We start from the raw sequence: 21820 nt of genomic DNA, 5'->3' as shown, positions 1-21820 counted from the left end.
ATAACTTCCACCACAAATATATGTTGATAGGAATAAGCAACCATAGTGATCTCCAGTAGTCTTTTTTGCCTACCAAAAGGCTACTTTTGGGTGGTTGGTAAATATCCATATGATTCCTAACAGCTAAATATACGTCAAACTGACGTGTTATAACGCGTCAAATTGACGTATAACTCCGAAACGGAGTTTGTATAAAGAAGTGATAATTGCTTGAATTTCATAAGCTTTCCTTTGCTTATTGCATAACGACGTTTGGAGAAAAACATCAGATTGACGACTATCCTTACACAATTACTATAAAGATTAAAGCAGTGAGGGCGTAGCCGGAAAAGGGATCATATAAAGGAAATAGCTCAGGGAGAACGCTAGAAACAAACGCCCAGTCAGAAAACGACAAGCACAAAAAAAGGAGCGCAATGCGCTCCTTTTTATTTGGCATTAAGAATTACTTCTTAGAAGCCATCTGTGCCTTGATCAGGTCACCGATAGTTTGGACCAGCGGTCTCAACAGTCTGCTCTGCAACAGCCTCGATAGCCACTTTCTCGTCTGCCTGGTCTTTAGCCTTAATAGACAGGGAGATAGAACGGTTACGACGATCCAGGTTAACGATCTTCGCTTCAACCTCTTCGCCTACTTTCATGTAGCCTTCGATACCTTCAGCCAGCTTCACATTAGCGGCTTTAGACTTTAACGATGCCTTTAACGATAGCGTTCTTATCGTTATCTGCAGCGGTCTAGAGATTATGGATTCTTTCAGGGTAATGCCCAACAGCCCGCATGCCGCTCCAAGGCTATGGCGTCATACGGCCTGAAAGACTGGTTATCAACACAACGCTGAAATCGCTTAAACTCTCACCGAGATAATTACTTAATGAGATACGGGCTGTTACAACAATCGGATTAAGTTGCGGCTGCGCGCAACCTATCCGTATTAGTTGTGTGTCGTACTGCTGGATACAGCTCTTCCATCGACGGTCGGATCTTCACTCTTTCAGCGACAGCCTCGAATCAGTAGCCGCCTCACCTCCCGACTATCGCTCGCCACTGTCATCACGGTCACGACATACCGCTCCAACCAAGCTTTGTTGGCGATATCCTGTATCGCGGCCTCTCTACTGAAGAACCTCAGGTGCTTACCACCATAGGTCTCGAGCATGAATCCCTCGAAGTCCCCGAAGTGGTCGTACAGCAGCCCGGACACCTTGCCCGAGTACCTGCCCGAGCCAGCCTCGCCGGGTGGTTTAAGGCCGGAAGTATCATCAAGCCACTCGTCATCGCCAGGCTCAAGGAACGGATTTGTATTGGTTGCATCCCCCGTATCGCCACTGTTGTGGTCATCTTCACCCCCGCTGCCATTGCCGTCATCACCCATTCCCGGAATGGCGGGATTGGGCGAAGGATCAATTGAGAAAGGATCGATGCCGAGTGCACGCACCTTATTGGTCATAAGCTCGACGTAACGGCTGAACGTTACATACCAACGACTCGTGGGCTTCACAAAGTCCGCACGCCAGCGTAACAATGCCAGCAGCCTCAACAGATCGACGCGCATAGTCTGTTTATCCGAAACTGGAATACCGATCTGGAAGGCCCCGATCGTCTCCCGCCATCGCCCCGAAGTGCTCGCTAATATTTTTAGATCTTCCTCACTTGGGAGTTTCATCAACAGAGGTTTATCAGATTTCATATCGAACACTGACGTGTCCGTCACCAAAACCTCTCTGTTCCCGACGCGGAATGCACCACGTGGCAATTTTCTTTTGGCTTTACCCGCGGTGCCACTTTGCTTGAGCAAGCGCAGGGCCTCGGCATGCGATATCTCGCGACCTTCGTATTTTGGCTGCTTGCCCCGTCGCTCGCCGTAGGTGACCTGGCGGATCGAAACGTCATAGCGGTCCCCTTTCCTGACGCCCAGCGGGAAGTGGGCGCTGACAACACCGGTCTGACGTACCTGGTGTCGCGGGATCGGCACGTATCGAACACCACCAGCCGGAACTGCCACAGTATCTTCATCGAGTAGATACAATTCATGCCGGGCATAGAAACGATCGGCCAGTTCAATGACCTGTTGCGCGTCCCAAGTCGGTATGAACAGAGCAGCGAATGTACCGTCCGGTGCACCCTGATGCCAGTCGACAAGTAGTTCGTCAGGCCAGTAGTTATCGGCGATTGGTGCTGGCGTCGCCTCGATCTCGAAAGTATGCAAAGCCATCCGCGAGGCTTCCAGCCCAGGATTAGCGATCTCGCTCATGGCAATATTCCGTTGCGCGAGTTTGTCAGAAGTTGATGGTTTGGCGAAGTTAGGAATCGGCGTACCCTGATGCTCGATCTGTGCAACAATACATTGATGCGCGCCCATCAGTAGCGATGACAGCCCCTGTGGCGCAGCAGCCGATCCCGGTTCCGGCGGTAGATACGGCGTATTGAGGTTGGTATCGATCAATGAGCCAAAGAAGGTGGATACTTCATCACCCGGTACCGGCGCAATGGATGGTTCAACGTTGTTCGGGTCGGTCTGCGCGCCTGGGGTAGCCGCGCGTGCAGCTGCGAACATCGGATAGGACAGCCACTCGTCACCCGCGACATTCTCACCCGGCAGCGCAATCGGATTGGCGCCGGCCGTTTGCAGATAGCCCGCAGTAGGCGTACCGTCGATCGGTGTTGCCCCACTAGTACGCCTGAACGTCAATGCCGCCGTCGTCTGTGTTGTGAATATCCTGAAGAAAACACGCACGTTGTTCGCAGCAACAGCCTGACCGTTGAGGCGCACACGGGCGATCGCAAAGTTATAGACCGGCTTGCCGCTTACGGTTGTTGTCGGCAACGGACTCAGGGCCGACTCGGCCTGGGTGATCGGGATACCTTCAAACCCACCAATTTCCAGAGTACCAATCACGCTCTGTAGCCAACTGCGGGCCTGGTCGGGTGTCGCGTTCTCAACCAGTGTATGACCAAGATACGGTGTACCAGCCACGACTTTGAATACCCGAACATCAGTGCTAAGCCAGTGTTTTTCGTTACCATTGGCAAGATCGAGCATGAACGGATTGGCAGCCTTAACGAGCACGATCCACGCCCGGTCTGTCAGCGGGTTACTAACGCCGTATGAGGGTGTCAGTAAACCGTCGAGATAAAGTGCGCGATTTTCACCCCCGAAGCTGAACGCAGCTATTGGATTGATCGTCACCTCGTACGTAAACGTGAAGCGCTGCAATCTGTCGGGCAGACCCGGATCATCGCTGTCGATATCAGATGCCCGAATGGTGATTCCGTTATCATCCTCTAGTGTAAGACCGGGGGCCCACGCGTCCAGTTGCGCCTGGGACGGGCTTAGGGTCGTGATTCCGCCATTAGGAAACTGGCTGGGTTTGAGTGCATTGACCGTAACCAGAAAAGCACCGATAAAAGTGCCGTCGGCCGTGGCCTCATCCTGACTGAAAGTGCTGCGTTCAAGGACAATCTGAATAATAGGTTTCGGTCGTGCAAGCCACTTCGTGATATTTACGTAGACGGCCTTGATATCGGCAAAGACCTCCTCCGCACCGGCATAACCGTAACCCTGGCCCTTGGCCGCATCCGGGCCGGCCTGAGCAAATTCATCCGGCGTGTCAATGTCAGTATCACCCGTCAGGTTAATGTCGATGTAATGGTGAAAAGTCGCACCGGTAACAATTCGCCCAACGCCCACGGTTCGACCGTCGTAGGTGCTCAGGGTGTTGACGGTCTTGGGGGCAGGAACAACATTACTGATGAAATTTCCACCAAACGCGCCGGAGGCAAACTTCGAGAGCTGCGCAAAGGATTGTCCAGTCGCGATGATCTCCGGCAGTTCACGATGCCCATCAAGCGACGGAAAATCAGTCAGGGTGCCACCGTCGATAAAAGGCTGCAGTTCGGTACTGCCCAGCGTATTACCTTCGTGCATGTGATCCGGATACACAGTGATATCATCACCGTTGCGCCGTAAAATGGTGTGCGCCGGCGAACTGGTCGGCGTGATAGGTTGCGGAATGGAATCCGATTGGTTCTCGAAGAATTTAAAATCCTCCGTTTCACTGCTGTAATCACTCTGGGGATTCGCCTGCACAGTGTCGGCCTGGAACGCACCCACAACATCATAGTTGAGCGGAAAACCCGCGGGTAACGTATTGATCTGGGTGTCATTTTCACCGAACCAGGTACGCATCGCCCGTACCCGCTTGATATGGCCACCGGTATCCGCGCCGATGCTATCGTGATCACCGGTAGCAAATATGCCGCCGCCGGCATCCATGAAGACCTCTATCGCCGTGTGTTCTGCGGCGGAAAGCAGATGATTACCACTCGATCCACCCGTACCAGGCGGGAACGCGTTGCGCCCGTGATAACCAAACAGCCAGATCACATCGTAGGCGAGCAGGTCGTGGCTAGAAAAATCGAATCCGTTTTCATCGGCCGTAACGTCAGCATCGGCATCGCTATCGCGATGCGCCTTGTAGACGGTCATACCTGCGTTTTCCAGTGTCTGAACGAGTGTATTGAACGTAAAATCTTGAGAACCTGTATGCGGTTCAGGTGCAGGTGCCTGGTCGAAGCGGTATTCGCCATCGAGAACCATGAGTACAGTAATTGACATGTTACAGCCCTCCTTAGCTGAGTGTTTAAAGAATAAAAACCATAGCGGCCTCAGGCCAAGAGCTTCTTAACCTGAAGGAAAAACACATAACCTCGCCAACACTTGAGATTCAGGATCGACAGCGACGAGTCCAGCCCGCTTACGGGTGTTCGTGCCTGCCTAGTTATAGCTGCGATCTACTGCCACAACTAAAACCCTGCAATACGCCTCTGCCAATAATTTAGGGCCAGAGATACAAATACTGGCCGTTACAGCAAGCTTAATGGGTGGCACATCCGAATAACTGAAATGATGGTGCCGACACGACAAGCTTACCAATGGCACCAGAAACGAAATCGCTGAAGAGACTACACAGCACAATCCTTGATGCTGGACTGCCAACGGGTGACAGTAACTTTATAGTAGTAGCTAAAGTAAGATAAAAACACCTAGAGATCTATAATGCAGCCAACACCGGAGATTTAGGAGTGATCGCACGTAAATTATCCACGTAACTAGCCTTCTTATGTTCTTACCCTGAAACGTCCATTCAATCAGTCCTATTAAAGGCGGGACCGCATCGGGGAAAGCAGTGAGAGTGTAGCTCGAAAAGGGATCTTATAAAGGGAATAGCTTCTGGGAGAACCAGAAACAAAAGCTCAAATAGAAAAAGCTCAGGCACAAAAAAAGGAGCGCAATGCGCTCCTTTTATTTGGCAGTAAGAATTACTTCTTAGAAGCCATCTGTGCCTTGATCAGGTCACCGATAGTTGTTGGACCAGCGGTCTCAACAGTCTGCTCTGCAACAGCCTTGATAGCCGCTTTCTCGTCTGCCTGGTCTTTAGCCTTAATAGACAGGGAGATAGAACGGTTACGACGATCCAGGTTAACGATCTTCGCTTCAACTTCTTCGCCTACTTTCAGGACAGTAGAAGCATCTTCGATGCGATCGATGCTGATGTCAGAAACTTTCAGGTAGCCTTCGATACCTTCAGCCAGCTCAACATTAGCGCCTTTAGCGTCTACAGACTTAACGATGCCTTTAACGATAGTGTTCTTATCGTTAGCTGCAGCGTACTCAGAGAACGGATCGCTTTCCAGCTGCTTGATACCCAGAGAGATACGCTCTTTCTCTGCATCAATAGACAGGATAACTGCTTCAACTTCTTCGCCCTTCTTGTAAGCGCGCAGAGCTGTTTCGTTATCAGCTTCCCAAGAGATGTCAGACATGTGAACCAGGCCATCCAACTCAGACTCAAGGCCAACAAAGATACCGAAATCGGTAATAGTCTTGATAGTACCAGTCACTTTATCACCCGCAGCGAACTGCTCAGCGAAAGTAGACCATGGGTTAGCGATGCACTGCTTCATGCCCAGAGAGATACGACGACGCTTCTCATCAACATCAAGAACCATAACTTCAACTTCGTCATTCACTTGAACAACTTTTGAAGGATGGATGTTCTTGTTAGTCCAAGACATTTCAGAAACGTGAATCAGACCTTCAACGCCGTCTTCGATAGATGCGAAGCAACCGTAGTCAGTCAGGTTAGTAACACGTGCTGGAACCTTAGTGCCGGCTGGGAAACGAGCCAGGATAGAAGACCATGGATCTTCATTCAGCTGCTTAAGACCCAGAGACAGACGGTTAGTCTCTTTATCAAACTTGATGATTTGAACGGTGATTTCATCACCTGGAGTCAGCATATCGCTAGGGTGGGAAATACGCTTCCACGCCATGTCAGTGATGTGCAGCAGGCCGTCAACACCGCCCAGATCTACGAATGCACCGTAGTTGGTCAGGTTCTTAACGTAACCCTTAACTTGCTGACCTTCTTCCAGCGTAGCCAGCAGCTCATCACGCTGAGCACTGTTCGCTTCTTGCAGGACTGCGCGACGAGAAACAACGATGTTGTCACGCTTTTGATCCAGCTTGATCAGTTTGAATTCAAGTTCTTGACCCATCAGGTGGTCAACATTTTTAACCGGACGTACATCAACCAGGGAACCTGGCAGGAAACCGTTAATCTTGTTAACAGTAACTGTGAAGCCGCCTTTTACACTGCCGCTAATGAAACCTTTAACAGTTTCTTCAGCTTCGAAAGCAGTCTCAAGGACACCCCAAGATTCAGCGCGCTTAGCTTTTTCACGAGACAGACGAGTCTCACCAGAGCCATCTTCAACGCTTTCCAGAGTAACCTTAACCATGTCACCAACTTGAACTTCAAGTTCGTTAGCATCGTTCAGGAACTGAGCGCGAGGGATAACAGCTTCAGATTTCAGGCCAGCGTTTACAGTAACCCAGTCGCTATCGATTTCGATAACTTCACCCATTACGAGGGTGCCTGGTACCATAGCTACGAGTTCTAGGGATTCTTCAAATAAGTCAGCAAAGCTTTCGGTCATGCTTTTTCCTATGCTGTGAACACTATCGTTCAAGTGTGTTTACAGCTGGTAATACCTGTATTGTCAGTTAGATACAGGGCAATTTATTTATCCCGCACAGTTGAACAAAGACTGACATAAAAACAACTGATTACGGGTTTCGGGTGCGTATTTTACAGATTAGTTCGCACTTAAGGAAGTAAATGCGTAAGAAAACGACTCCATCAAAGCTAAAAAAGCATCAAATTCATTCATTTATCGGCATTATCTTAACGATTCAGGCGAATCCCAGATCATTAAGGCCTGAAATACATTTACTTCATCATTAACAATAAACCAGCTTTGACAGCTCTATTTCACGAAAACGTCTTTTTCCAGGTCACACAACGATGATTATCGCGTTCTTCATAGATACGCATAGCTGTAGGTAGATCTAATGAGTAGCTGCTTTCGTTATCGTTACCTAACGCCGTTATCAGCATTGTATACCAGGCGGTTATTCCGCCGGGAGGAGATGCCGCGAATCGGGGGAAATCAGGGTCACCACCTGATTCACTCAACCAGTCATTAGTTAGCTCAGGGTTTAACACCATAGCCCGTGCCAACCCAACCATATCGGTCGCACCACAAGCCAGCGATTCAAGCGCCTCATCACGGGTTTTAATCCCACCTGTTACCATCAGGGGCACAGAGGTTACGCTTTTGGCCCGTTGAGCGAAGCCTACAAAATACGGCCCTGCTGTCGCACTATCAGAACTTGCCCTGGCACCGGGGAAATAGGTACCGCCACTAATCTCTATCAGATCAATTGAAGTCTGATCCAGTATACGGATAACCTCTAAGGCATCGTCCTGTGTCAGCCCCCCTTCTAACTGATCAGAGGAGTTGATCTTGAGTCCGATTGGAAATGCCGGACCCACAGCAGATCGCACTTTATTAATCACCTCGACAATAATGCGACTCCTGGCTTCAACAGAGCCGCCATACTGATCATTTCGCCGATTGAACAATGGCGACAAGAACTGACTCAGCAAAAAACCATGACCCGCATGAATCTGAACACCGGTGAATCCAACTTCTTTTGCCTGCACCGCTGCCCGGGCATACATAGCAGGCAACTGTTCCACTTCTGCCATGGTCAGTCCAGCACACTGAAAATCACCAATCTTTAATGCGGAAGGCCCTGTCGGCTGGCTAATCTGTGCGTGGGATAACGCCCCTGCATGACCTAGCTGAGGCCATATATGTGCCCCCTCAATCGAAGCGCGGGATGCAAGTGCGTGTAGAGCTTTAAGATCTGAGCCTGTACCTAAAACAAGATTACCCGGTTTTTCAGGAAAACCCGGATCAGCCTGCACTTCACCAATAATCGATAAAGCAACGCCCCCCTGCGCCCAGCGTTCATAGAGTCGGATCTGTGCTTCTGTCGGATCACCCGCGCCATTCGCCAACGAATCAGACATTGCTGATTTAGCAAGACGATTTTTTAACAGCGCACCACAAGGTAGCTCCAATGGACGATTGAGTAGATGAATTGAATCTGATGTCCCGCTCATAGCAACCTCTTTAATGTTCAAACCATATCGGTCTAATGCAGTTCGGGTTTCAGTGCCTGCTGGCAATTACCGCTGCTGTTAAAGACATTATCCGTGACTATCTATAAACTAAAAACAGTGTAATTTACAAAAGACTATTAAATAAAAGTTACTAATGAACACATCAGATTTGAGCCTTTTCATTCGAATCGCTGAAACCGGCAGCATCAGCGAGTCAGCAAAACAGCTGAGCATCACCGCTGCAGCAGCAAGCCTGGCGCTCAAGCGATTAGAAAAAGAGTTAGACGTACAACTGTTTATCAGAACAACCAGACAGTTACGCATAACAACGGAAGGCGAACAGTTCCTGTTCCATTGTCGTCAGGCGCTTGAATCAATCGAACAGGGCCGCCTGTCAGCCCATCAGGTACAGGGAAAAGTCGGTGGAGAGCTAAAATTTTCCGTTTCATCGGATTTAGGGCGCAATATCGTTTTACCCTGGATAGATGAAATAATGGATCAACATCCCTCACTGTCGATTGATCTGAATGTAGGGGACTCCCTTTCCAACTTCTTTTTAGATCAGGTAGATGTTGCTCTTCGCTATGGGAAACCAGAAGACTCAACCATGGTGGCCTTTCATATTGCCACGATAAACAGAATTACCTGCGCATCTCCCGGTTACATTGCTGAGTTTGGTGAGCCTTCGCATCCTGAGGATCTTAGAAAACACAGCTGTCTGTTATACCGGCTGGATAGTCGGCTGTTCGATAATTGGGAATATATGGATAGCTCAGCCAGCTACAAGATAAAAGTAGCCAGTAACAGAATCAGTAATGATACTGATATTGTCAGGCGCTGGGCGGTTGCCGGTAAGGGAATCGCACACAGATCGTTGATAGATATAGCTGCAGATCTGCGTAGCGGAAAGTTGGTACAGGTACTTTCTGACTTTCAATCACCGCCGGTACAACTCTATCTGCTTTGCCCTGGCAGAAAGCAAGTAACACCCGCAGTGATATTGTTCAGGGAGATGCTTAGAGAAAAGTGCTCAGAGCTTATAACAGCTTATTAACGTACTGCTGTGACAATTTCTATAAGACCGGTAATGCATATCGGGCAAGTTAAAGCAGTCTGATAGTTTTACCGGCGCATCACTTATCATCCCAAAGCTTAACAATACGCTGATCATTAGTAACCTCATCAGCCAGGCAATCGCTTACCTCTTCTGCAGCAACTATAGAGTTAAGTTTTTCATTTGAATCGAGAGCTACATCCTCTTCGTCCCGTTCTAAAACGTTGTCATATTCATCGTTCATAGCGAGCCCTCGCAGGATGATATATATACAACCAGCCTAGATAGTTCCTTCATGATAAGACAAGGAGCAATTAACCATTTTGGGGACTAGAGAATCAAAGAGTCGATTATATCTGGCCGGGTATCAGCCAGTAAATTCATTGGTGAAGAAATCAGATTGGGAAATAAAGGTATTTGTATCTTTTATCAGGACAGATGTCCGCTTTGACACAAAGCGGACATCGATATGATTTAGCTGCTTAGATCAGAAAGCAGTCTATAGACATTATTGCAATTCACTCGGGTCGATAACAACCCCCAGGGATTTTTTGTCGACCATCTTATCTTTAGCGGTTTCTTTGTAGCGAAATGTCACTTTTTTACCCAGCTCGATTTCAAACTCTTTGTTCGGCGAAAGGTAGCGATAAACTTCAGAATCCACCGTGAGCTGATGAATATAGTACTGGGGCATACCCACCCAGTCATTAAAAGGTCCCTCTGTTTCAACCGCTTCTATTATTCCCCGAGCGACCTTCTTCGGATTAGCATTTTTATAGCCTGATCCTTTAAAATTTCGAGCCATACCTACCCCTTATTCGGTTATGCGAAAAGATACTGCTGCCTATAGGCTAACACAGTGTTTCTCAAAGTGGGCACCGGCCCTGATGATTTTTCACAACAACCGGTTAATAACAAAGATTCAATTAAAATTTCAATCAGATTCATGCATGACATGCAGCTTATTGCCATCCGGATCACGACAATAAGCGCCGAAGTAATGAGGACGATATCGATAGCCGGGAGCACCATCATCAGTCCCGCCTGCTTCCAGAGCGATCTGATGAAATGCAGTTACAGCGTCGTTACTGACCGCCTTAAAGGTCACCTGAGTACCATTTCCATGGGTAGCCGGCTGTTTATCAAAAGGTTCCAGTATCCAGAAACAGCTAGATCCGCCCTCTGGACCATAACCTACCTCATTATCCGCTTCCATCGTACGCACCATGCCAAGCGTATTCAGTAGACGATCATAAAAAACAGCAGCACGGGCCAGATCGTTGGTCCCAAGACATACGCCTAAAAGCATTTTGATTGTGTCCGTAATGTTGAAAGACTGTACTTAAGATAAGCATGCGCTTAAAAAAGTACCGGGCAGGGCTGCCCGGTACAGAGCTGATCATAACAAATAGTTACTTATGCGCCAGCGCATCTTCAGGCTTGCTGCCGGCGATCTTGTCCTGTTCTTCATCAAGCACCGATTGTGGGAACTGGCTCATAAAGCAGCAACAGATGCCTTCACCGATCATAGTACGAGGCCCTAACGGATGACCAATATGTTTGTACACACCGTGGGAGTGTCCATGGCCGTGGTCATGGCCGTGTGAATGGCTGTGACCATGAGAATGGTCATGGGAATGGCCGTGATCATGAGAATGGTCGTGGCTATGGTCGTGAGCATGTGAATGACCATGGGAACCGGTCTCTGTCTCTGGTGTAAATTCAGCATGGTGGTGATGCACATCCACTTCACCCGCGGCCAGGCGACGCTTAAAGGAGCTCATCAGGGTTTCTGCCGGTTGCTCATCTTCCAGAATCTCGCGCACCCGCACCTCAAAGGCATCGATCACTTTCTCGTGGTCGTTCAGGTATGGGGTTTTAATGAACTCTACTTCAGGGTTCTGCGCAGCAACCTTATCAACGTAGCCATAGATACGCTTGATCAGGCGGCCGGTAAACAGGAAGTATGGTGCGACCACAACCTTCTTGTAACCCAGTTTCAGTAGTTTCTCCATGCCCACACCCACTGAAGGATATGTTACGCCGGAGTAAACCGTATCAGCCCAGCCAAAGCCCATATTCTCATTCACAATGCGGGTCAGCTTTGCCGCTTCGGCATTGGCATGGGTATCAGAGGTACCACGGCCAACAACCACCAGCAGGGTATCGTAGAGATTCTCAGGTGGGTTTTCAGGGTCCAGCCCCATAGATTCGTAAATACGCGCCTGAAAGGCTTCGATCATGGCGCTATGCAGACCCAGCTCGCTGCCATATTTAACTGCTACATCAGAACAGTTCTGCTCAAAGGTCGTCAGCACCGATGGGATATCGTTCTTCGCATGAGTCGCCGCAAACAACATACCCGGCACCGCATAGATCTCATCAACGCCCTGCTCTATCAGGGAGTTCAGACCCATATGTATATTGGGCGCAGAAAATTCCAGGAAACCATACTCAACCGGCATCTCCGGAAAACGTTTCTTTAAGCCCGCAGCAACCAGACCAAATTCACGTTCAGCGTCTTTATCACGGCTACCGTGACCACAAACCATAATACCTTTCTTAGACACAACTCTACTCCACTCGTAAATACTGTTGACCGGAACTCTCGGTTACCTAGTTTTAGGTTACCCGCTTTTAGTTCCCCTGCTCTTCAGCAGTTTCAGGCCAATAATTCTGATATATAAATTCTTCTAACGGACGCTCCTGCGCCCAGTTCTCTTCCACCAGCATGGGCCGGTCATAAAACTCATCTACATGGCCGATACAGAGAATGGCCACCGGCTTGCTATTGGCCGGCATTTTTAACAACTGCGCCAGAGCTTGTGGGTCAAACATTGACACCCAGCCCATCCCTATTCCCTCAGCCCGTGCCACCAGCCACATATTCTGGATAGCACAGGAAAGTGAAGCCAGATCCATCTCCGGCAGGGTGCGTCGGCCAAAAACGTACTTTTCCCGATCATCGGGTAGTGCGGCAACAATCACTTCAGCGCAATCGAGAATACCTTCCACTTTCAGCTTCATGAATTCGTTCTTACGTTCACCCATCGCTTCGGCGGTATGCGCACGCTCCTCATCAACCAGTTGATGTAACTGTTGTCTCAGGTCGTTATCTGAAACCCGCAGGAACCGCCAGGGCTGCATCAGTCCCACACTAGGAGCATGATGCGCAGCAATGAGCATCTGCTTAATCACTTCCGGATCAACCGCATCCGAGCGGAAATGTCTCATATCCCGGCGTTCTGCAATAACCCGGTACACCGCTTCTTTGTCAGCAGTGCTGTAGGCCTTATTTTTACCCGACAGACTATTTGAGGCTTTGTTATCCGACATAGCTAGCTACTGCCTCCCGTAACCTTTCACTTTGTTGGTCATCTGCGGCACTGCTAATACCGATACGCAGTAAGCTCGTTTGCCCGTCAAGCTCAATAACCCTGAGCAGAATACCCTGACTGGCAAAGTGATGATGTAACCGATACGCCTCTTTTCTGTCTATCTGGTAGCTGGAAAACAACGGCGTATGAACCTGCATTAATGGCTTGATTCGATCAAACAATGCACTGAACAACTGTCGGGTGTGCGCTGCACAGTCGCGTATTCTGTGTTGTGCACTGTACTGCCATTCGCTATCTAGTAGTGCCCTGGTAGCCAGGGACTGAGCCGGACCGTTTACCATCCAGATACCGGTATGCTGCTGTAGTGCATTTCGTAACTCAGCTTGGGCAAACACAAAGCCCAGCCGAATACCGGCAAGGCCAAAAAACTTACCGAAAGACCGCAGGACCAGCATATTATCGCAAAAGTGGTTAGCCAACACACTCTGTGTAGGCTCCAGATCAATAAAAGCTTCGTCTACCACCAGATAGCCCCCACCAGGCATTCGTTCAGCCCAGTTTTTCAACTGCTGTGGCGTAAAACAGAGCCCGGTTGGGTTGTTAGGATTGATAACCACCAAGTGAAAAGGATCACCCTGATCTATAGCGGCTTCGACTGTCGCTACCGCTGCACCTGAATCGAAGGCAGGATAAGTGCGAATAGGATTACCATGACGCTGCCAGTGATCACGATGTTCCTGATAGCCATACTCAGGCAGTAACACCGGCAGTTTTTCCTGAACTCCTGGTGGCAAGTACTCTTGCTCCAGACACTGGGGCAAAGCCTGAATAATCAGCTGCGAGCCATTGCATGGCATCAGCTGATCATTGCCGTAATAATGCGCCGCCGCCGCTATAAAGTCAGGATTCAGATAAGGTAATCGCTGAAAGGCAGCAGCATCCAGTTGCGGTAGCGGATAGGATTCAGGGTTCAGGCCGGTAGAGAGATCCAGCCACTGCGGCGCTGGTATACCATAGCGAACACTGGCGCTGTATATATCACCGCCATGTAACGGCATCGCAGTCGGCTCAATAAGGCCATCAGCAAAGTCATCAGCAATGCTTGTATTCATACTATTATCACTAAAACAGCGCTCGCCAGAAGCGCTATCAATCACACTCTTTTCAACGATCAGTTCATCGCTTAACAAATTCACAGGCTGACTCCCGTGGCCGAAACAGCGGTTAATGCTGTAACACTGACCCCTACTATGATTACACCAACCCAGAGCAATAATACCCGGTTAACCAGAGCACAAGCCTCACGAATACTCTTTGCCGATGCAGTAGGACCATCTTGCGGTCCTAGTGGCGGCCGTTCCTGTAGCTGACCATGATAAATAGCCGCACCACCGAGAGAGACATTGATCGCCCCCGCACCGGCAGCCATTACCGGCCCCGCATTCGGGCTTTTCCAGTTTCCCGCTTGCTGCCGCCAGGCAGCAAGAGAGATTCGGGTCTGTCCCATCAAGGCGTAACTGAGCGCTGTTAAGCGAGCCGGAATAAAGTTCAACAGATCGTCGATCCGGGCCGCGGCCCAGCCAAACTGCAAAAAACGTTCATTCTTATAGCCCCACATCGCATCCAGAGTATTACTCAGCCGATATAAAACCACGCCAGGTATGCCCAACAGGCAGAACCAGAAAATTGCACTGAATATTGCATCGGAGCCATTTTCCAGCATCGACTCGGTTGCGGCACCGGCAATAGCCTGTTCATCCAGCTCGCGTGTATCACGGCTAACGATCATACTCACAGCCTGTCTGGCATCAACCATTCGTCCTGCAGCCAACGGCTTAGCAATAGCCAGCCCGTGACTCAATAAACTCTGCCAACCAATCGCCAGATAAAGCATCAGACCGCCGACTAAAAGCTGTAGCGCTTCTGACTCAGCGATCAGAGCCTCTAGCCAGAAAAAAAACAACGTGGGCGGCCCTACAATCAGACCCCAGGCGACCAGGCCCGAAATACGCCCCTTAATACGTCCGTTAGCAGCACCGGTATTCAACTGCTTCTCTAACCAACTGGCCAGATTACCAAAGCCCACCAGCGGGTGATAACGGGCCGGCTCCTGAAACAGAAGATCCAGCAGCAACGCCAGTAACAAACAGCTGACTAATACCATCAGTTACAATGCTCCTGCTGTCGTATGCTGCTCTGTTGAGCTGCAGCCCTGTTCTGAGTTTTGGCTTGGCTCTGACAGTGCCAACAGCTGGCACAGGGAAGCCAACGGCATCACATCTTCTACCGCATCCGCCAGACGCTCGATCTGCTGTTCACGAAAGGCCAGGTAATCAAACTGTTCTACCTGACCCAGTCCTGCCCATTGCAGCAGGTGTTCCAGCAAGTCCTTTTCATCAAAGATACCGTGGATGTATGAACCCAATACCGTGCCATCCAGATTCTGAGCCCCTTCATCAAAACGTTCGCAGGCAAGCTCTGGTTGTTCTTCTACTTCTGATAATTGATTTGAAAGTTGATTCGATTGTTGCTCTGGTACAGCAGCAGTGATCGAAAACAGAGGCTTATCTAATGCAGCACCGCTACTGATACCCGCATGAATCTCATAACCTTTGACCGGGATTGAAGAACCCAGCAACTGTCCGGTAACGTTACGCAGTACCTTGTTGTCAGTCAGGGTGGTGGCCATATCCAGCAAGCCTAAACCCGCCGTTGATCCTGCGCTGGATTCGATCGCATCCGGATCGTGTATCCACTGCCCTAACATCTGATAACCGCCACAGACACCGATCACTTTGCCGCCCAAACGCAAATGACGTTTAATGGCATCAGCCCAGCCCGATTGTTGCAACCATTCAAGGTCACCCCGAACATTCTTACTGCCCGGCAAGACGATCAGATCTGCACCGTTGAACTGCTGCGGATCAGGCATAAATTCACAATCCACCTGGGGATGCATACGCAATACATCAAAATCAGTATGGTTACTGGCCCGCGGATACCTGGGTACGACGACTTTTAACTGCTGGTAAGCCGTATCGGTTTTCTGCTGACTGTTAACCGCATCTTCCGCTTCGATATGCAGGTTGGTGATGTAAGGGATAACCGCCAGCACCGGCACTCCGGTACGTTGCTCAAGCCAGTCCAGCCCGGATTGCAGCAAACTCACATCACCGCGAAAACGGTTAATGACAAAACCTTTAATACGGGCTTTCTCGCTATCACTCAGCAGCTCAAAAGTACCGTAAAGATGCGCAAAAACACCGCCACGGTCGATATCAGCCACAATAATGACCGGACAGTCGATCGCCTCGGCAAAACCCATATTGGCTATATCATGCTCGCGTAAATTAATCTCCGCCGGGCTGCCTGCACCTTCAACAATCACCGCGCTATATTTATCCTGCAATGCGCGGTGACTACGCACTACTTCCTGCAACAGTTCCGGCTTGTAATGGTGATACTCTGTAGCCTGCATATTGCCAATGGCCTTACCATTGAGAATCACCTGAGCACCCAGATCACTGTTAGGCTTAAGCAGAACCGGATTCATCTCCACAGAGGGTGGCAAAAAGCAGGCTTCGGCCTGTACCGCCTGGGCCCGACCGATTTCACCACCCTCAGCAGTGACGGCACTGTTGAGCGCCATGTTCTGCGATTTAAAGGGTGCTACCGCAATCTGCTTGCGCGCAAGAATACGGCACAGGGCTGTTACCAGAATGCTCTTTCCGGCATCGGATGTTGTACCCTGCACCATCAATGTGTGTTGGTTTCTAAACTCATTCACCCGCTGATTACTCATAACAATAGATATCTCATTCGGCCATCTCCTGCTGCTGATCCAGTTCCAGCAGCAGATCCTGCAGTTTATCCGCGTATGAACCCGGCTCTTGCCATAGCCCACGCTGAGTTGCTTCAAGCAGACGTTCAGCCATCTCTTCCAAAGCATGGGGGTTATGCTGTTCCAAAAACGCCCGGTTCTGCTCATCAAACAACAACGTATCGGTCACTTTTTCATATTGATAGTCGGCGATCAGGTTAGTAGTGGCATCGTAGGCAAACATATAGTCGACGCTAGCGGTCATCTCAAACGCGCCTTTGTAACCATGCTCCTGCATCCCGTTGATCCATTTCGGGTTCAGTACCCGCGACCGAATCACCCGGTTCAGCTCCTCTTTAAGGGTGCGTACCTTGGGTGCCATCGGGTTGGAATGATCATTGTGATAAACCGCCGGAGCCTCTCCACGATACACAGTTACCGCGTTGGTCATGCCGCCCTGAAACTGATAATAATCATCAGAATCGAGAAGATCGTGTTCACGGTTATCCTGATTTTGCACTACGGCTTCAAGCTGCGATAACCGGTGCTCAAACGCACCACGAGCATCTACCCCGTCACCCTGCTGATTACCATAGGCATAACCGCCCCAGTTCAGGTAGGCTTCCGCCAGATCGCTGGCTTGTTCCCAGCAACGTTCATCAATCAAGCCTTGTAAACCGGCACCGTAAGCACCGGGTTTACTACCGAATACGCGATAGCTGGCTTCACGACGGGCATCCTCACCAGACATCCCCTGAGCTTCAAGCTGTTGCTGTCGTTGCTGAATATTAAACTGGATGGTATTACCGTTACCCGGCTCTTCTAACGCTGCGATCGCCTGCACCGCCGCATCGTAAAGCTTCATTACGTTAGGGAATGCATCGCGGAAAAAACCTGATACCCGCAACGTTACATCGACCCTCGGCCGGCCTAACAACTGACTACTGATCACTTCAAAATCAACAACCCGGTTTGAACCCGGCGCCCAGATCGGTCGCACTCCCATCAGGGCAAATGCCTGAGCGATATCATCGCCGCCGGTACGCATAGTAGCGGTGCCCCATACGGAAAGACCCAGCTGTTTTGGATAGTCGCCGTGCTCTTGTAAGTGTCGCTGAATAAGCGCCTGGGCGGAACGCTCGCCTATAACCCAGGCCGCCGGCGACGGAATCGCCCGGTTATCGACCGAGAAAAAGTTACGCCCGGTCGGCAGAGTATCCAGCCGCCCTCTTGTTGGCGCACCACTCGGACCCGGCGGTACAAACTCGCCGTTAAGACCATTGATAAGCGAGTCGATTTCTAACACAACACTTTGCTGCAGGGCTTGGTGAAGCGTCTGTCGGGCGTATTTAAGCTGAGCCATGGTATGTGGTAATTGCAGTTCTGCCAGAGGACTGTTCTGGTTCAGCACGTAATCCAGAATCAATTGTTTAGCCAGCAACTCCAAACGCTCCCGGGTATCAGCTTCGGTACGCCAGAGATCGTCAGAAACGGCTTGTAACAGTTCAGGACGCTCCGACTGCCAGAGTGCAGCGTCGGCGGCCAACGGATCAAACAGCTTACTCTTTCCTTCAACGTCGACACGCAGATCCAGATCCGCGATCAAATTATGCAGGATGCCCTGACTACTATCATCTTCACCACGGGGCAGACGTAACAGCGCAACTAAAGTGTCCGCTAGTTTATCTGTTTCGGGCAGTTCGCCGAGAATATGCAGACCATGACGGATCTGGGCCTCTTTTATATCGCAAAGATAAGCGTCCAGTTCAGCCAGTACTTTCTCTTCATAACCCTCTTCATAACCATCATCATTTGCAACAGTCTCAACTTCAATCCCGCTAAGCTCCTGCAATACATTGCTGCTTTGAACCTGTTTAAGAATCTCTGCCCGTAACCACTCTTCACGGCGGGTATCCATACCCATCGCCTGATAATACTCGTCGACTAAGCCTTCCAGCTCCGCCAGTTCACCATAGCTTTCGGCGCGGGTCATCGGCGGCATCAGGTGATCTATAATCACCGCCTGAGTGCGTCGTTTAGCCTGCGCCCCTTCACCGGGATCATTAACAATAAAGGGATAAAAATGCGGCATCGGTCCCAGCGAGATATCAGGCCAGCAACTTTCTGAAAGCGCGGTACCTTTGCCCGGTAGCCACTCGAGGTTGCCGTGTTTGCCGACATGGATGACCGCGTCTACCTGATAGCAGTGCCGCAGCCAGAAATAAAACGCCAGATAGTTATGCGGCGGAATCAGATCAGGATCGTGGTAGTTCGCCACCAGATCCATATTAAAACCCCGGGCGGGCTGAATACCGATAAAGGTTTCACCCAGGCGTATGCCCGATAACATCAGCCGACCGTCGCGGCATTTTGGGTCCTGCTCAGGACCACCCCACTGTTCTAATATCGCTTTCCGGCTCTCTTCGGGTAGCTGATCAAAATAGTATTGATACTCATCTAACGCCATACTTTGCCAGCAAGGCAGTTGATGCAGGGTATTGGGGTTATTGGTCACTGCTCCCAGCAATTCTTTAATTAACGCATCACCTTCGACAGGAATATCCTGCAGTGGATAGCCCGCTGCCTGCAAAGCATTCAGAATATTAATGGTCGATGCCGGGGTATCCAGCCCTACACCATTGCCTATCCGACCATCCTTCGTAGGATAGTTAGCCAGAATCAGAGCGAGCCGTTTTTCATGATTTGGTTTCTGGGCCAAAGCGCAGTATTTCATCGCTAACTGAGCGATAAAGGCGGCACGTTCAGTATGCAGGGCATAACGTATCACCGAGATTTGGCAGTGCGGATCAAAATAACTTTCTGCCTTGAAGCTCACCGCCCGGGTCAGGATTCGACCGTCCATCTCAGGCAATACTACCTGCATGGCGATATCCCGACTGCGCAGTCCCTGGCTATATTGTTGCCAGTCATCTTCGGTACTGCTGGACAATACCAACTGTAATACCGGCAATTTACGGGTAAACGGCGAATAAAACTCTGTCGGCTCGGAAGACAGGTCAGGACTCGCCACAGTATTACTGGCAAAGCCGGTGGTATTGATAATCAGGCTGGCACCGCTCTGCTCTATTAACGCATTCACCAGCGTAATAGATTCAGGGTCTTTAAGGGAGGCCACCGCTACCGGCAAAGGGTTTAGTTGCTGGCGTTCTAACTCAGCTATCAGGCCATCAAACATGGCTGTATTAGCGCTTTGCAGATGGCTACGATAGAACAGCAATATACACACAGGTCGCTCATTATCATTGCATGATTGCTGCTGCCAGCGCGCCTGCCATTCGGCAAAACTAGCCTGCCCCAGATTAAAACCAGCATTAGTGGCTTGCCCGGCTATCTGTGCCTGTACATCCTGGGGCATATACATCATGCAGCGCGGCAGGGTCCGGGGCTCGTGCCAGAGAGTATCAATGCCCAGATATTCAGCCGTCAGGAAACGAACCAATTGCTGACTGTTATCCACCCCACCTTCGCGCAGATAACGCCAGACACTTTGCCAATGCTGTTGTTCAACCGTAGAGGCATCCAACAGGTCTGGATCAGCCGCATCGTCACCGGGGACGATGATCAGCTGCCGTGGCTGTGCGTCTGAGCCGCCGCGTGCCCAGTCCTGCAGGCGCTCAAAGCCATACTGCCAGTAATTCTGTCCGCCCAGTAATGACAGCACTACCACCCTGGCATGTTCCAGAACCTTATGTTCATACAGATCATAGGCGGCAGGCTTCAGCAATTGCATCCAGTTAGCTAAGCGAACACTTGGCCAGTTTGTACTATCCGGCAAATCGGCAACACCGGTCGCCAGCGCAGCCAGAGAGCTGTCTGCCGCAGACAGAATGACAATATCAGCCGGGGACTGATCCAGATCGATGATACCCTCATCATCAACAAATCCGCCCGGCTGGGCCGCTAAAAGATGCATACTAAAGTCTTCTCACAATATTTAAACGACCGCTGGCTGATCAATAAGCGCTGTTTCCAGTGCAGTTTTAATGACCGACTCTTCAATACCTTTGCCGATAAATACTAAAGAGGTCGTGCGGCTTTCATCTGCAGCCCATGGACGATCAAAATAGACATCCAGACGCTTACCTACCGCCTGAAACACCTGACGCATCGGCTTACCCGACAATGCGGCAAACCCTTTAGCCCGGTAAATATTAAAGTCACTCAGTAGCGATTTAAGCGCCGCTTGCAGCTTATCGCTGTCCACTTCACCCAGCGTAATGACAAACGAGTCGAAATGATCGTGGGCGTGATCATGGTGAGCACCATGCTCGTGATGATGATCATGATGGTTATGTACGTGATCGATACGCTCTTCAGCCGCCGCATCCAGCCCCATCAGCATATCCAGGTGAGCTTCACCGTTGCTGATATAAGACGTTTTAACTGCGCTCGGCACTTTCGCCGTAACCACTTGCTGAACTAATTCACGCTGACCGGCATCAAGCAGATCATTTTTGCTTACCACAACAAGATCTGCAGCGCTGAGCTGATCATCCAGCAGTTCCTGCAGGCTTGGATCGTGATCCAGGCTTTCGTCATTCAGACGCTGTTCCTGAACCTTATCGGTATCGTGAGCAAAACGTCCCGCGGCAACTGCCGGACCGTCAATAACAGTAATCACCGCATCAACAGTGCAATACTCTTTAATACCCGGCCAGTTAAACGCCTGCACCAACGGCTTTGGCAGTGCCAGACCACTGGTCTCGATTAAGATATGGTCGATATCATCACGACGCTCTACCAACTGCTGCATCACCGGCAGAAACTCTTCTTCCACGGTGCAGCAGATACAACCATTCGCCAGTTCATAGAAACCGTTTTCGCCATCAGCAGCGGTAGCATTTTCATCTTCGCAATCCAGCGGACAGTTGCGCAGCAGGTCTGAATCAATATCCAGCTCGCCAAACTCGTTCACAATGACAGCGATACGCTTACCCGCTGCCTGCTTTAAAACGCTGGATAACAGTGTTGTTTTACCGCTACCCAAAAAGCCGGTAACAACCGTTGTTGGAATCTTATTTAGCTGCATCTTGTTATCTCTTCGCTATTCTT

Annotated in this window: 15 protein-coding genes; 1 reads left to right on the top strand and 14 read right to left on the bottom strand. The window is 50.1% G+C overall.

Annotated features, from left to right (window positions below; all coding sequences use genetic code 11):
• Positions 1-479 precede the first annotated feature (479 nt).
• The 4 genes from EHS89_RS06585 to EHS89_RS06570 all read right to left on the bottom strand — a co-directional run bounded on the left by EHS89_RS06585 (position 480) and on the right by EHS89_RS06570 (position 8535).
• On the bottom strand, positions 480-671 hold the full coding sequence (locus tag EHS89_RS06585; protein WP_229753625.1) for a S1 RNA-binding domain-containing protein: 192 nt from the start codon (positions 669-671) through the stop codon (positions 480-482).
• A 321-nt stretch (positions 672-992) separates the two neighbouring features.
• The gene (locus tag EHS89_RS06580) at positions 993-4616 is read right to left on the bottom strand and encodes a hypothetical protein (protein ID WP_124925324.1); all 3624 of its coding nucleotides are present in this window, start codon (positions 4614-4616) and stop codon (positions 993-995) included.
• 704 nt (positions 4617-5320) lie between these two features.
• Positions 5321-7000, bottom strand: coding sequence for a 30S ribosomal protein S1 (gene rpsA / locus EHS89_RS06575; RefSeq protein WP_124925323.1), 1680 nt, complete (start codon positions 6998-7000; stop codon positions 5321-5323).
• 335 nt (positions 7001-7335) lie between these two features.
• Entirely contained in the window at positions 7336-8535 is a 1200-nt protein-coding gene (locus EHS89_RS06570) for an NADH:flavin oxidoreductase/NADH oxidase family protein (RefSeq protein ID WP_124925322.1), read from the bottom strand.
• Positions 8536-8689: 154 nt separating this feature from the next.
• On the opposite strand from EHS89_RS06570, the gene EHS89_RS06565 reads away from it, so the two are divergent.
• On the top strand, positions 8690-9589 hold the full coding sequence (locus EHS89_RS06565) for a LysR family transcriptional regulator (RefSeq protein WP_124925321.1): 900 nt from the start codon (positions 8690-8692) through the stop codon (positions 9587-9589).
• A gap of 79 nt (positions 9590-9668) precedes the next feature.
• Here EHS89_RS06565 and EHS89_RS21040 read toward each other — a convergent pair whose 3' ends face one another.
• From EHS89_RS21040 to cobW, 10 genes are all read right to left on the bottom strand, one after another.
• Positions 9669-9833, bottom strand: coding sequence for a hypothetical protein (locus EHS89_RS21040; RefSeq protein WP_170167426.1), 165 nt, complete (start codon positions 9831-9833; stop codon positions 9669-9671).
• A 264-nt stretch (positions 9834-10097) separates the two neighbouring features.
• The gene (locus EHS89_RS06560) at positions 10098-10394 is read right to left on the bottom strand and encodes a hypothetical protein (protein ID WP_124925320.1); all 297 of its coding nucleotides are present in this window, start codon (positions 10392-10394) and stop codon (positions 10098-10100) included.
• A gap of 129 nt (positions 10395-10523) precedes the next feature.
• A complete protein-coding gene (locus EHS89_RS06555) occupies positions 10524-10898 on the bottom strand; it encodes a VOC family protein (protein WP_124925319.1) in 375 nt (124 codons plus the stop codon).
• A gap of 103 nt (positions 10899-11001) precedes the next feature.
• Entirely contained in the window at positions 11002-12141 is a 1140-nt protein-coding gene (locus EHS89_RS06550) for a sirohydrochlorin chelatase (RefSeq protein WP_124925355.1), read from the bottom strand.
• A gap of 85 nt (positions 12142-12226) precedes the next feature.
• Positions 12227-12925, bottom strand: coding sequence for a 5,6-dimethylbenzimidazole synthase (gene bluB, locus EHS89_RS06545; protein ID WP_124925318.1), 699 nt, complete (start codon positions 12923-12925; stop codon positions 12227-12229).
• The gene (locus tag EHS89_RS06540; RefSeq protein ID WP_124925317.1) at positions 12915-14123 is read right to left on the bottom strand and encodes a threonine-phosphate decarboxylase; all 1209 of its coding nucleotides are present in this window, start codon (positions 14121-14123) and stop codon (positions 12915-12917) included. The genes bluB and EHS89_RS06540 overlap by 11 nt, the downstream gene beginning before the upstream one ends.
• On the bottom strand, positions 14120-15091 hold the full coding sequence (cbiB, locus tag EHS89_RS06535) for an adenosylcobinamide-phosphate synthase CbiB (protein ID WP_124925316.1): 972 nt from the start codon (positions 15089-15091) through the stop codon (positions 14120-14122). The genes EHS89_RS06540 and cbiB overlap by 4 nt, the downstream gene beginning before the upstream one ends.
• A gap of 3 nt (positions 15092-15094) precedes the next feature.
• On the bottom strand, positions 15095-16729 hold the full coding sequence (locus EHS89_RS06530) for a cobyric acid synthase (protein WP_229753626.1): 1635 nt from the start codon (positions 16727-16729) through the stop codon (positions 15095-15097).
• Positions 16730-16742: 13 nt separating this feature from the next.
• Positions 16743-20681, bottom strand: a complete 3939-nt coding sequence (cobN, locus tag EHS89_RS06525; RefSeq protein ID WP_124925315.1) for a cobaltochelatase subunit CobN — start codon at positions 20679-20681, stop codon at positions 16743-16745.
• 21 nt (positions 20682-20702) lie between these two features.
• The gene (cobW, locus tag EHS89_RS06520) at positions 20703-21797 is read right to left on the bottom strand and encodes a cobalamin biosynthesis protein CobW (protein WP_124925314.1); all 1095 of its coding nucleotides are present in this window, start codon (positions 21795-21797) and stop codon (positions 20703-20705) included.
• Positions 21798-21820 lie beyond the last annotated feature (23 nt).

The organism is Amphritea balenae, from assembly GCF_003858655.1.
GTDB lineage: Bacteria > Pseudomonadota > Gammaproteobacteria > Pseudomonadales > Balneatricaceae > Amphritea > Amphritea balenae.
Note: the sequence above shows the minus strand (reverse complement) of the source record. Positions and strands in the feature narration are given on the sequence as shown.

Coding starts and splice junctions, on each gene's coding strand:
- EHS89_RS06580 (WP_124925324.1), bottom strand. CDS start 4,616: ATGTCAATTACTGTACTCATGGTTCTCGATGGCGAATACCGCTTCGAC.
- rpsA (WP_124925323.1), bottom strand. CDS start 7,000: ATGACCGAAAGCTTTGCTGACTTATTTGAAGAATCCCTAGAACTCGTA.
- EHS89_RS06570 (WP_124925322.1), bottom strand. CDS start 8,535: ATGAGCGGGACATCAGATTCAATTCATCTACTCAATCGTCCATTGGAG.
- EHS89_RS06565 (WP_124925321.1), top strand. CDS start 8,690: ATGAACACATCAGATTTGAGCCTTTTCATTCGAATCGCTGAAACCGGC.
- EHS89_RS21040 (WP_170167426.1), bottom strand. CDS start 9,833: ATGAACGATGAATATGACAACGTTTTAGAACGGGACGAAGAGGATGTA.
- EHS89_RS06560 (WP_124925320.1), bottom strand. CDS start 10,394: ATGGCTCGAAATTTTAAAGGATCAGGCTATAAAAATGCTAATCCGAAG.
- EHS89_RS06555 (WP_124925319.1), bottom strand. CDS start 10,898: ATGCTTTTAGGCGTATGTCTTGGGACCAACGATCTGGCCCGTGCTGCT.
- EHS89_RS06550 (WP_124925355.1), bottom strand. CDS start 12,141: ATGGTTTGTGGTCACGGTAGCCGTGATAAAGACGCTGAACGTGAATTT.
- bluB (WP_124925318.1), bottom strand. CDS start 12,925: ATGTCGGATAACAAAGCCTCAAATAGTCTGTCGGGTAAAAATAAGGCC.
- cbiB (WP_124925316.1), bottom strand. CDS start 15,091: ATGGTATTAGTCAGCTGTTTGTTACTGGCGTTGCTGCTGGATCTTCTG.
- EHS89_RS06530 (WP_229753626.1), bottom strand. CDS start 16,729: ATGAGTAATCAGCGGGTGAATGAGTTTAGAAACCAACACACATTGATG.
- cobN (WP_124925315.1), bottom strand. CDS start 20,681: ATGCATCTTTTAGCGGCCCAGCCGGGCGGATTTGTTGATGATGAGGGT.
- cobW (WP_124925314.1), bottom strand. CDS start 21,797: ATGCAGCTAAATAAGATTCCAACAACGGTTGTTACCGGCTTTTTGGGT.